A 12,223-nucleotide genomic window follows, 5' to 3' on the forward strand; every position below is an offset into this window, starting at 1 on the left:
AAAATGAATATACTATAAATTTGCTAGTTACCTGCGATCCGACTCTGTTTCTAAACCCCGATTCATTTTATCGGGGTAGCTTGCTGTGATGAGCTCAATGGAAACCCTATCTTTTTTTTCAAATATACGAGTTAAACAGGGAGTAGCATCGATATGCATTGGCATCTAAGGACTTGCCCCCTCTCGGAACTATGGACGGACTTATACTATAATGCAATACTACCCAATTTTGCTCCTTTACCCTTTACTTTACCAGTATTAATGCGGTGGTTAGCTGCCTGTTGTTGGGTAAGCTTTTCTATCTGTTGTTTTTGCTTCTCTATTACTTTCTTATAAAACTCAAGATGTTGTTGATGCCACTCACGGGTTTGGTTATCAAATGCTATATGTTGGCTTTGTATATCTACAGTTTGTTGCTGTTGTTGTACATCACGTAGTAGTTCCAGCAAGTGTCTGGGCAAGTCGCTAGTAGGAGCATCATTATCTAATATATTCAATGTCCATTTTACCAATGCTCCCCAAAACTTCCAGGGCACTGCTACCTCAATACCCTGTTCTAGTTGTTGTATAGTAGTGGGGCTCACTTCGAACAATAATGCCCATTCTTCTAATGTATAAGGAAACTTTTGACGCAAAGACTGTAGTAACTTTCCTAGTTGTAAACGTTGATCTTTCATTGTATTTCTCAGGGATTAATAAAGTATGTTGATGAGGCAATTTTACGACACATGTAGCCTCAAAAGCAAAGGTGGCATATCAATGAAATGTCAATAACGTTAATAAAAACTGTTTTAGTTATACATTATGTTTTTATAATTATATTTTAATGCAGGTATTTTGGAATCGATCGATATTTATATTTTGGCAGAGGTAAGCAATAGGGATAAGAAAAAGTAGAAATATTTCCGCTTTGTTTTACTTTGTTGAGTTTATAAATTCTATTCCTTATGGGAGGTTTTATGGTATGCGTCAGCACTGTTGGCTGTGGCAGCACACCAACTGCTTTTTAAGTAAACAGCGTTGCACAATCAACCATTGACTATAGACTAAAACACACCAACTACTTTCAGCCAATCAAGACTTAAGTAAACAGCACTAAACTATCGACTAAATCACCCCTCTTTTGTCAAGAGCCCCAACTTGCGTAACTTAGAGCCAAAGGTAGACACCGACCGAGCTTGTACTGGTAAAATCTCTGCTATTTCTTTGGGCTTCATGCCTAGCTTTAGACAATGAGCTACCTGCCAAATCGTTTTATTGATTTGCTTATTGGCCAACGCTTTGTCCAGTTTTACCACAAACTCAGGAAAAGCATCGCTCACCTTCTGGCGAATCACAGTGAGTTTGCCCGTAGTATTGAGCTCTACATTGAGCATTCGTTTGGCAGTTTCAGCACCACTACTCTCGAACACCTCGCGCACTTGTTCCAGCCTTATCATAGCATCAGTTACCTCCTGGGCATAAATTCCTACCTTATCATCACTTTCTTTTTTTATGATCTGGTTTACCTGATGTAGTTTTTCGTTGGCTTGTTTCAACCCTTCGTTGGCTGTTTTCAACATATCGGCTTGCTGAGTAATTTCTTCTTTTTGGGCAAGTATCTCTTCGGTGCGTTCTGTCACCTCTTGTTCCAGCAACTGGTTACGTCTATAGAGCTGTTTGCTCCGATAATGGTTGTAGGTATAGCTACCCCCAATAAACAAAGCAAACCCAGCCAGCCCATACAAGATATATGCCCACCAAGTGCGGTACCAAGGGGGGAGTATAGTAAAGGTGTAGGAGGCTACTGTACTCTCTGTACCATATACATTCTTTGCTTTTACCTGAAATGTGTAATTACCTTCTGGTAGGTTCGTATATTCTTTCTTAGTGTCTTTGCCCCAATCAGACCATTCTTTGTCAAAACCCATCAACCGATAAGAAAACAAGGTTTTGTCAGGGGCTTCATAGAAAGGAGCAGAGTATTCGAAGGTGACTTGGTTTTGTTGATAGGGTAATCTAACACGAGGGGGAAGATAGGTGGTATTCATGTTACTTACTTTTATTAAAGTAGGGTACTGGATGTGATAGTTTTTCTTTTTGTTGGGGTCATACCTGAGTAGACCTTTTGAAGTGGCTATATATAATTTATTGTTATGTACAAGTAGTTTTCTTATTTCATAGCTAGGCAAACGCCTAAATGGGGTATCATACCAGCTGTACAACTCTTCATTTTTTTGGTGAATCATTCCAAAATGTGAAAATTTGTTGTTTTGTCCACAAATGAATAGTGTATCTCCATTTGTAGCAAGACGAGAAGTATAAAGTGCTTTGTTGGGTGTGTTTAAAACACCTAAATTAATTTTACTAAAGGAATCGACCTTTTCATTATATCTATAAATACCTGATGAGTTATTAATCCAAACCTCTCCATTAACTTCTCTTATTTTACAAGCGTTATCATCCCCAGAGAAATGTCCATTTGAGGTACCATAGTACGTTTTCTTTATAACTTGAGGGAAGTTATTTTTAGCAAATGTATATTTTATGATGCCAGCTCGAATTGATCCTTGCCACAAGTGTTTTTTTGTCCTTAGTAAACTGATTACACCACCAGAAGAGTCTTTTATCTTGTTGTGTTTTATTAATTTTTTATCTTTATATTCAAAAGTATACAATGAGTTTATCGTAGATATATAAATTATGTTCTTTTTAAACCTATCAGTATTAATGCTGTATACACCACCAAGGTTTAATAATTTCTTGCTGCTTCGATTTAAATAGTTTACCAAAAAAACTCCTTTAATAGTTCCAATTAATAAGTTTCCTTGCCCTATATTACACAGAGCCCAGCTCTCTCCTTGTTGCGAAAGGGTGTCTACCTCAATTATTTGCCCTTTAACTTGAAATAATGATTTGTTTTTTGATAAAGTGGCTGCAAACACACCTGCGTTTGTGGCAATAATATCGCGTACATCTAACTTAGGTAAACTAATATTAAATTGAGAGCTTATTTCAATGTGTGATACTTTCTCATTATTTATAACCCATAAATTATGAGCCTTATCAACGAAAACATCTCTTATATAGCTATTACCAAAGTAAACTCTTTCGATGCTGTTATTTTTGATATGTAGTTTGTATACACTACCATTAGCTGTGCCTAAAATTACAGAGTCAGTTCCATATATTGATGAGCAATAAATCCTCTGCGTTTTGATTAGCGAATCTATCTTTTTGCCAAAAGACATTTTCTGTAAGTGTCCATCCAAACTTTTCAGCCAAATGCCTTGGCTGTGAAACACAATTAATTGGCCGTCTGAACCTGAATGAATTAAGTTTACATGATCTTTTTTAAATATATCCCTATCATCATTTTTAATAAATTTGTCGCCACTCCATTCTAAAAGACCTGTGTGTGATTGGTTAAGAATTAGCTTTTTATTGTTTAGATTAAACAGGTATGCAAATAGCTGATTACCTTTGGTAGTTATGATATTTAATATTTTTTTTCCGTCTGTTACAAATATTTTGGTGCGTGATGCAAAAAATATTCGTTCTTGATATTGAACTATTTGGGTGACATTATGAAATACTTCATTTTTATACTTACCCATTTTTAAAGAAGTAAAATGGTATTTATTGTTACTTTTTGTCAAGTAGCCAAAATTATTATTCCCTCCCACATATATAATATCCCTGTGAGCGAGAACCTGAGTAAAGGTTATATGCCTCCCCAAGCTATCCCTAAAATAATAACTATTCCACTTACTACCATTAAACTCCAACAAGCCATACACATTTGCAAAAACCATTTCTCCACCTATCGTTTGGTCGACAAGATAGTTGTCTTTGGAGGCATTCGTTTCTTTTTCTGAAAAGGATGCTATTAAATAAGGGCTGTTTTGTGCAATGAGAGGGTTAATAAAAACTGTAAATAGTGCAATTAGAACTCTGAAATTATTATTTTTGCCCGAACATAATTTTTTAAAGAATATCATGAAAAAGCGGGAATTAAAGAAGTTGAATAAGCAAGTGCTAGGCATTTTGTCCGATGATCAAATGATAAATGCAAAAGCTGGTAATAATACTTGTTCTTGTCCAGGCAATGCAGCAGCAACAAGTGATAGCCCTGGGGCGAGCATTCCAATTGATAAGTGTGGACCACCACCTGTTTAATAAATTTTAGTTAAAGAAGGCAAGTAACATTTATTTCTTGCCTTTTTTTGCTTTATAAAAATGAAAAAAACGCGCATTGATATCATATTGAGATAGGCGCATAAAGTGTTGATCTATTTTTTTACTTTTTGTGTTAAACACTATGATAGCAGATGTATTGGTTGAAGTATCAAAATAAAGATAAGACCTAAAACCAAACTGATTACCATCCTTGTAGAGTATATCTTTGTTGTTATACTTAAATGAGTAAAAGCTAAGCGTCATATCTAACCTTTGTCCTTGTGAATCGATAATTTTTATTTGAGGAGAAAACATCTCCTTTAAGGATTTAGACTTTAATACAAGATTAAAGTTTTGTCTATCCTGAGCATTACCTACTCCACACAAAAAGTTAGCGTATTTTACAAGATCAAGAATGTTTGAGTAAAAACCACCAGCAGGGTTGTAAGCACCTCTATTGTGTTCAGGTTGAATTACTTTAAACGTTGAGTCTTTACCATATTTGGTATAAGACCAACTTTTATAATTTGCTAAATGTGCTGGGCTTTTCCCAAAATGGGCTGAATACATTTTAAGCGGAAGAAATATATTTTTGTTGATATAATTTACATATACATCTCCTGAGACATTTTCAACAATTCTACCTAATAAAACATAAGCAAAGTTAGAGTAAACCAACTTGGCTCCTGGTTTTCGTACTATTTTACAGTAAGGCAAGATAGCGGCTACTTGGCTCCAACCCGTAGGCTTGTAGTCTTGAGCATCATAATAATTATCATATTGCCAAAGTTTACCCCTTGAGATACCTGACGTATGAGTAATAAGGTGCCTTATTTTTACTTGTTCAATTGGGATTCCTATACTATCTGTGCTTACCCAACGGAACTCTGGTAAATGTTTAATCACAGGATCATCTAATTTTAACTTTCCTTGATCCCTTAGTTGCATTACAGCTACAGACGTTAAAGTTTTAGTTATTGAAGCCCAGTTAAATATTGTTTCTTTCGTATTAACAATTTGTTCCTTTTTATTTATGTACCCATACGTTTTAAAGTCGGTTATTTTCCCATTTTGAACCAGGCATAAGGATGCTCCAACTACGGGTATCTTTTTTACTCTTTTTTCAAACTCAGGAACAACCTTCTTTTTCCACTCATTTAGGGTTTGACTTTTTAGGTTATTTATGCAAATAATGGATAGTAAGATAGTTGTGATAATGATGAATCGCTTTTGCATATAGGTATTATTCTTAGTATTTATTTTTAGATTTATAATGTAAATTTAAGAAATCGTATGTGATATATTCTTGAATTCTTGCTTTTTCAATAAAAAAACGATTTAGGGTCATGTGACTAATGCTTGCAAATAAAGATTCCATTGTTTGATTGCAAATCCCTGCATTAATATATTCGTTTATTTTGTATAGTATTGGCAATAATTTGTAAGTCCTTTCTTGAAAAATGTGATCATACAAGTCTGACTTGAAATCTAATTCAAGGTATTCTTTGTACCTTTTGGATAATTGTTTTTGAGGTATATTAAACTCATTTTTCATGTTACTGGCCAGCCTACTGATTAACACCTGTTTTTTCTCAGTTTTTTGAAAAAATGCATCTGCTAGGCACTCTATGTTTTTCATTGCAATTCTTATTGAGAGTCTTTCGTCATCTTTTTCTAGTAAATGTAAAGCTTTGAGAATAGTCTGGCTATCTAGCCAAAAAATATCTTCACATAGACTTAATGTTTTTACTCCTCCATATCGTTTTGTTTCTGTATAATAGGTGTCTAGAACTACTTTAATTTTGCTTGAGTTAAGGTATTCTCCTAGTATCTTCTGTATAAGATCGAAGATTTCTTGAACCCCTTTGATAGTTTGAAACCTGATCCTTATATGATGCCCATTTTCATCATGGTATCTTATAAAGAACCATTTGCTTATGATTCCACTTTTCTCAAGTTTGCTAATTAAATCAGATAACTCATACTTTATTAAATGGTTAGCAGTTAATACTCCACAGTATATTTTGAAATAAGTCCACTTGCTGCCTAGATGGTGTTTTTGAGGGCTATTAATACTTGGAGTAGTTAAAACACGAGACTTGTGTACTTTATAAGGTATTATAATTTCATTAGAGTAATGTCTGTTTAAGCCATCCCTTACTATAGGTTTACTTTCTATATATTCTTCTAACAGTACTCTATGAGCTTTAACCTTATCAAAGCTCGATAGTTTACTTATGCTATCTATTAGTATTTCATTTGATAACTTATGCTCTCGATTAATTAAGAGTTTGTTATCACCATTAACCAAGAGTACTTTTTTAGGTACATTCAATAGTTCTAAATCTTCAATATTTTTGAGCTTCCATTTTTCTGGTGATACAATAACACCATCTATTGCTACTCTAGGTAGGTAGTCTACTTTTTCCAAAGTTCCCCACACCCAATTAGGTGCCAGATACTCTCCTTGGGATAGGTCACATAAAAATTGATATATAGGATAATTACTGCCTAAATAATTGTGAGCACTTGTTAGTTTAGGAATAATTTGTTTTTGATGTGTTTTAGAATAAAGTGTTATTTGGTTATCAATGATGCCTACTAACAAATCATCTAAGGAAATTGCTTCATCAGGAGTGAAGTAAGACAAGTTTGCTGATAAAAGTATTTTATATTTTCGTATTTGACCAGAACGGTTAAGAATATTGTAAGATTTTGGATTTGCAGGGTTATGTACAATTTCTGCACAGATGCTGTTTGGGTTTGACTCTTGCTCAAATGTGGTGATCTCTTGTATACCCTTTAGTATTTGCTTATTGACATGGCTAAATCTACCTATTAAATTAGCCGCTCCTTGTGTTAGGCTTTTTAGGTATATTTGATTTTCAGATATGATTGATACATTGGCGCTTATAGTATCTGCAATATGAGAATAGGGTGTTTCCCTGAATCGTGTCTTAAGTTGTTTGCTTGAAAGATTAACTACCCTTTTATTATTTAACAAGTTCCTTGAATAAATCTCCATCAAAAACTGATTCCAGTCGTTATTCAACTCAATTGTTTGAATATGTTTTTTTTCATCATTGGGCAATCTTCTTAATATAAAAGGCTCTCTTAAGGCATAGTTCGCATATAAAATTCCATTCTCAGGGTCTAAAGCATCATTTATGGGAATAAATTCAGACTGGTATCTTTCCTGAAATTTCTTCTTGAACTCACTTAAGTATGGGTTTTTTCTTTCAGGGAATAGTGTTAAAGCTTTAATCACTTTATTTACCTTGTGTTCTATATCATGGTGGATGGTATTACTGCTGTAATTGTTAATAGTGTCTACATGGAAGAAGTTATCAAATACTTGCCTTGCCTTAGGCAACTTCTTTTGGATAAGTTTTACGAGTGTTTTCTCTAACTGGAGAAAATTAGATAGTTTATGAGCTTGCTTAGTTTTTTGTAGGATATAATTACCTTGTTTGAAACGAGGAAGTATCTTTTCTTGATACTCTTGTCCAACAGTCGAGAAAAAAGAGGTTCCGTTTAATACTTGGTTATCAATCAACTGGTGAATAAAATCTATAACATCGGACTTATTTAACCCTTCCTCCAGCAAGGCATTAGTTAACTCATCTTTAGTTGCACCAGCAGGAAACTTAGAAAAAACATATTTTATGTAGAATTGATCATCAATTTCCGCAAGATGATATTGGTATTTAAACTTACCCTGTGGTGTTGCTTTTACTATACGTTCAAAGTAGCGTAGTCGCTCTTGAGTGAAGTTATAAATGTGTGTATTAGGGTGAAACTTTATAGCACTTTTGTCTTCTGTTAACTCATTGGTACTTAAAAATAAATATTCAGCATCTATTCTACTATATTTCGTAAAGTCACTCAATATTATTTCCGTCTTATGGCTAAATATAGCTGGTTTAGATATTCCTGCCATGGTCCCAAAGGGGGTACAACGATAACTTGACCTTAACCAGTATTTTAGTAAAGTTTTTATAAGTTTACTTTCTTCTTTCTCTGATTTATTTTGCCATTCTCTGGAGTTATTTAACCATTTATCAAATTGGTAATATAAATGGTGTGAAGCCAAGTAAATAGCCTCCTTAAAAAAGTCATTGTCAAATAGTTTTTTATAATCATCAGAGGTGTGCGCCTGATATGCTAAATCCGTATTTGAGATTGGAAATAACGGCGATCTAATTATATACCAACCAAAACTGTCTATGATAGCGCTATTTTTTTTTGTCATCTTTAATAGTTGAATTGGTAATCAAGAAGCTTGTAAATCAATTGAGTGGTACTCACTTTAAGAAGTAACTTAAAACCCTATAGCCATAAAGTTTTATTGTATTTGAAAGTTTGATACAAAACTGTTTCTTTATTGAAAAGCTATGTAGTAATATATACCTACTTTTTTTTCTTAGCTGAAGGAGTCCACCTAAGGAAAAACTGTCCGTTAATGGGCGACTGTGCGGTTCGGTAAAATTGTCTTAGTATTTTTCTCGTCTGAGTATTTGTAACCATTAAAACGCCTACATTATCTTTTCTATCTAAAAACATGAAGGATAAAAACCCAAACTGAACTCCATCATGGTAATTAACCTTCTGTCCTTTGTACTCTGTGCTATATATACCTAGCCCTATCTTGGAATGAAAGTCTCTGGGCTTTCTGAGGTAAACCTCGCCTTTTATCATTTCACCAATGGTTTCATTCTTTAATACTAAATTATACTTTTGCTGTAATTTAGCATCACTTGTTCCAGCAAGAAACATAATATACTTTGTCATATCATCTATAGACGCATATAATCCTCCCACTGGGTTTCCAATTCCATAATTGTGGTGTTTGATTCTTTCAGCCCTTTTGATTGTAGCGTCTTTGCCAGATTGATAATAAGAAATACTCCTAAGAGCTTTGATATGTGGAGGACTGATGCCAAAATGGGCTGTATTCATTCCCAAGGGCATGAATATATTTTTATATACATAAGAAGTATAAGGCTCTCTCATTACGTTTTCTACTACCCTGCCAAGCAAAATAAAGCCAAAGTTTGAATACTCAAACTTACTGCCTGGTATACGTTTTAATTTGCAATAAGGCAATATGGCAGCTATTTGTTTCCAACGAAGTGGGCGGTGATGTTTGTCGGCGAAATCATTGTAAAAGACCCAGTTTTTCCTTAAATCAATGCCTGATGTATGAGTCAACAGGTGTTTTATTGTAACAGTTTCAATATCTACTCCTATGCTGTCGCTCCTGAGCCATCTAAATTCGGGAATATGTTTTGTTACTGGGTCCTCAAGTTTTAGTTTGTTCTCATCTCTCAGGCGCATAATACACACCGCAGTGATTGTTTTGGTAATGCTTCCCCAGTTAAAAATGGTACGTTTTGTATTGAGCCTCTTATTTTCTCTGTCCATATACCCAGCGGTTCTAAAGTCTACCACCTGACCATTTTGGGTTAAACACAAAGACGCGCCTACCCAGCTATGTTCTTTAGCCAGTTTTTTAAATTCGGGCACCACTGTGCGTTTCCATTCTTTGAGGGTTTGAGCTTGGGTAACAGAAATCAGGTAAACCATGCAAAGTATAGTGCTGTAGTATTTTCTCATGGGTATGGTAGTTTTTGAATGAAAGTTTGTTTATTGGTTAGGGTTGTGGTAAATATTGGTATTTATATGAGGGTAGTTTGCCTTGTGTGCCCTTGGGCTTACCTTGAGCCTATCGCCCAGTCCCACCTTCAGCGCCTCTAGCAAGGTAGCATATTGTGCCTTACTCAACTGTACCAAATAAGCCCGTTTTTCATTGTCCAGGTATAAAGTAATAATAGGTAGCTCGTGTCCTCGCTGAGTAAGTCTTGTTTCTTGAATGGCTTGCCAGGAAAAAAACTCAAAGTTGATGCTGATACCCTCAGGGCGCAGCCCAAACCGATGACTTGTACGCTCTGAATGCCACACCGCTCCAATAGCAGCTACCACACCTAAGGCGAAAATTAGCCAAAAATAGCCTTGCCAATCGCCTATATCGATATAAATACTGAATACCCAGAATAACCCAGGTACAACTATAGAGGCAAGTAATATACTGACGACTTGTTTCCAAATGTTGTATTTCAGTATGGTTTCTTGGTTCATAGTTTTTTAATCGTTTGCCTCCTTAAAAATACGGCGTTGTATTGCCAGCGCCTCTTGTAAAATGCCCAATTGCAAGGTGCTGAGTATGGCAATTGCCTCCTCTTGGCTAGTGCCTTTAAAATAAAACTCGGCAAAACTCGGCGGATTGGCTTGTTGGACTTGGGGCAATACCCTCAAGTAGCGTTTGCTCCAAGAGGTGGTGTCTCGCAGGTAGGAAGCGTGGTTTATTTGCAAGAAGTTATTATATTGTTCTAAGTTAAGACATAATGTGTCAGTTAGTTTTTTATCCCAATTTGCTTTAATATTCCGAATCTTATTGTCTATTAACATTGTTCTTCTAATAAGTTCTTCCGTGCTCTGAATTTTCCAAAGCTTTTTTCTTGTTTTTACATTTTTTTTAAAATGCTTAAAGTTATCATCAATGCTTTTTCTATAAAGCCAAAGTGATGAATTAATTATTTCATTTGTTTGTTTAGATTTGTGATTATTGTAGTTAGTGTTTGTTAATTTACATCCTATCATAATCACAGATATACTGAACAACAGGCTTAGAGTTCTGGTTAATTTAATCATCATTCTCATCATTTAAGTAGTGTGGTTTCATACCTGCTTTTTTAACTTTATAAAAAGCGGTATTTATATCATTTTCATCATTAGTTTTGCCGTTATAGTTAACCCTAAGAAAGTACCCTGGGTGTTTTTTAGATGTTCTATACATTGGATTTGTTTTTTTCTTTTTTGTTTCGTCGTTTTGCACCATAATTAAAGTATACAACTCATGACTTATCCCTGGAAACCCATGTTTTTGCAATGTACTACTACAAGATTTTATCAATTCTTGCTTTTGAGCAGGGGTTTCTACTTCTCTAATCCGCTTGCCAAGCTGAATCACCGATTCAGAAATACTTTGGGTAACCCCTGCCAATGCTGCGGCAACCTGGGCATGATTGGGGCTATTATCGCCTATTTGTTTAAGTTTGCTATGTACCGACCGCAGGTTTTTGTATACCTTGGCAAGCTCATCCAGATGATGGATAAACTTAATGCCAGTTTTGTAAAAAAACTTTCGGTCTGAAAATACCGCCCCCATTGCAGGCATAATTTCTTTGAGGTCAATCATCAAATCTACTTCCCCATCCATGCCGTGTATCACTGGCCAGTCTCCATTGCCCGAAAAACTCATCCCATACGATTCAAAAGGTTCTTTATAGTGCTTGTCGTGGCGGTCGTAAGTTTTGCTTTTTACCAGGTTGGGGGTCGATGGGCGAAGCTTCCGTTTAGGTTTCTGATAGGTTCCTGTTACCAAATCTTTGGCAGCAGCCCGATAGTTCACCGATTTTTTACCTGTATATTGATTGCCTGCCCTGGCTTTTGCCACTATATTGTTGGCTTGGCGTTTAGCTTGACGAATAGCATCTACCAATACTTGCACACCGGGGCGCACCCTACTGCCAGGATCATGGGTAAACTCTACTCCTATACGAGTGACCTTTACATATAAGCCAAAGTGTATTTTAAAATACACTTGAATAATGCGTTCATCAGTAAGTAATTTTGAAGGGTTTGCCTTATAAGTCACAATCCCCTTGCGGTAATAGTCTACTACTGCATTTACAAAAGCTATAGAATTATTGGGATGGTGTTTTGCCATTGCTTGCAAATCGGGGCGAGGTATTTTGCCTACTGCCTCCTGTAGTTGGTAGGCAAGGCTCTCATATTTCTGTGCCCTGCCCACCCCTATACTTTGGTACTTCGAGGGTCTCCCTACGCCTACACTTTGGTAAGTAGCAGGTTTGCCTTCTGCTTGCAGCATTTCAGGGTTAGTTTGTTTGGTCTGAGGTGTAGCTGTTTGTACTACGGGCTCAGTTTTTTTGTCTTCGTGAATGGGTTCCATTGAAAGGTCATTTTTAAGATTTCACAAATTAAG

At 35.5% G+C, this 12,223-nt stretch carries 9 protein-coding genes; 1 reads left to right on the forward strand and 8 read right to left on the reverse strand.

The features are described 5' to 3' along the window. Positions 1 to 206: 206 nt before the first annotated feature. On the reverse strand, positions 207 to 677 hold the full coding sequence (locus M23134_RS28745; RefSeq protein ID WP_002702377.1) for a helix-turn-helix domain-containing protein: 471 nt from the start codon (positions 675 to 677) through the stop codon (positions 207 to 209). 435 nt (positions 678 to 1,112) lie between these two features. Further along, positions 1,113 to 2,228 (reverse strand): triple tyrosine motif-containing protein, encoded by a 1,116-nt coding sequence (locus M23134_RS41445; protein WP_157558700.1) that lies wholly within the window; start codon positions 2,226 to 2,228, stop codon positions 1,113 to 1,115. A gap of 1,663 nt (positions 2,229 to 3,891) precedes the next feature. Between M23134_RS41445 and M23134_RS41450 the strand changes: the two genes are divergently transcribed. Continuing rightward, a complete protein-coding gene (locus M23134_RS41450) occupies positions 3,892 to 4,158 on the forward strand; it encodes a hypothetical protein (protein ID WP_045114550.1) in 267 nt (88 codons plus the stop codon). 30 nt (positions 4,159 to 4,188) lie between these two features. Here M23134_RS41450 and M23134_RS28760 read toward each other — a convergent pair whose 3' ends face one another. The 6 genes from M23134_RS28760 to M23134_RS28785 form a co-directional block, all read right to left on the reverse strand. Next, positions 4,189 to 5,394, reverse strand: a complete 1,206-nt coding sequence (locus tag M23134_RS28760; RefSeq protein ID WP_002702385.1) for a serine hydrolase domain-containing protein — start codon at positions 5,392 to 5,394, stop codon at positions 4,189 to 4,191. Between the two features lie 13 nt (positions 5,395 to 5,407). Further along, on the reverse strand, positions 5,408 to 8,410 hold the full coding sequence (locus tag M23134_RS28765) for a lantibiotic dehydratase (RefSeq protein ID WP_002702387.1): 3,003 nt from the start codon (positions 8,408 to 8,410) through the stop codon (positions 5,408 to 5,410). 158 nt (positions 8,411 to 8,568) lie between these two features. Continuing rightward, positions 8,569 to 9,774 carry a serine hydrolase domain-containing protein gene (locus M23134_RS28770; RefSeq protein WP_045114551.1) on the reverse strand — a complete coding sequence of 402 codons (1,206 nt, stop codon included), beginning with the start codon at positions 9,772 to 9,774 and terminating at the stop codon, positions 8,569 to 8,571. A 30-nt stretch (positions 9,775 to 9,804) separates the two neighbouring features. Next, complete coding sequence (locus M23134_RS28775) at positions 9,805 to 10,296, reverse strand: hypothetical protein (protein ID WP_002702391.1); 492 nt, start codon at positions 10,294 to 10,296, stop codon at positions 9,805 to 9,807. Between the two features lie 6 nt (positions 10,297 to 10,302). Then, positions 10,303 to 10,872 (reverse strand): hypothetical protein, encoded by a 570-nt coding sequence (locus tag M23134_RS28780; RefSeq protein ID WP_157558701.1) that lies wholly within the window; start codon positions 10,870 to 10,872, stop codon positions 10,303 to 10,305. Continuing rightward, positions 10,862 to 12,190 (reverse strand): hypothetical protein, encoded by a 1,329-nt coding sequence (locus M23134_RS28785; protein WP_002702393.1) that lies wholly within the window; start codon positions 12,188 to 12,190, stop codon positions 10,862 to 10,864. The genes M23134_RS28780 and M23134_RS28785 overlap by 11 nt, the downstream gene beginning before the upstream one ends. Between the last annotated feature and the right edge of the window lie 33 nt (positions 12,191 to 12,223).

It is taken from the genome of Microscilla marina ATCC 23134, assembly GCF_000169175.1.
GTDB lineage: Bacteria > Bacteroidota > Bacteroidia > Cytophagales > Microscillaceae > Microscilla > Microscilla marina.

Bases quoted from the DNA above. Each gene is read 5' to 3' on its own strand.
- M23134_RS28745 (WP_002702377.1), bottom strand. From the start codon at position 677: ATGAAAGATCAACGTTTACAACTAGGAAAGTTACTACAGTCTTTGCGT.
- M23134_RS41445 (WP_157558700.1), bottom strand. From the start codon at position 2,228: ATGATTCACCAAAAAAATGAAGAGTTGTACAGCTGGTATGATACCCCA.
- M23134_RS41450 (WP_045114550.1), top strand. From the start codon at position 3,892: ATGAGAGGGTTAATAAAAACTGTAAATAGTGCAATTAGAACTCTGAAA.
- M23134_RS28760 (WP_002702385.1), bottom strand. From the start codon at position 5,394: ATGCAAAAGCGATTCATCATTATCACAACTATCTTACTATCCATTATT.
- M23134_RS28765 (WP_002702387.1), bottom strand. From the start codon at position 8,410: ATGACAAAAAAAAATAGCGCTATCATAGACAGTTTTGGTTGGTATATA.
- M23134_RS28770 (WP_045114551.1), bottom strand. From the start codon at position 9,774: ATGAGAAAATACTACAGCACTATACTTTGCATGGTTTACCTGATTTCT.
- M23134_RS28775 (WP_002702391.1), bottom strand. From the start codon at position 10,296: ATGAACCAAGAAACCATACTGAAATACAACATTTGGAAACAAGTCGTC.
- M23134_RS28780 (WP_157558701.1), bottom strand. From the start codon at position 10,872: ATGATGATTAAATTAACCAGAACTCTAAGCCTGTTGTTCAGTATATCT.
- M23134_RS28785 (WP_002702393.1), bottom strand. From the start codon at position 12,190: ATGGAACCCATTCACGAAGACAAAAAAACTGAGCCCGTAGTACAAACA.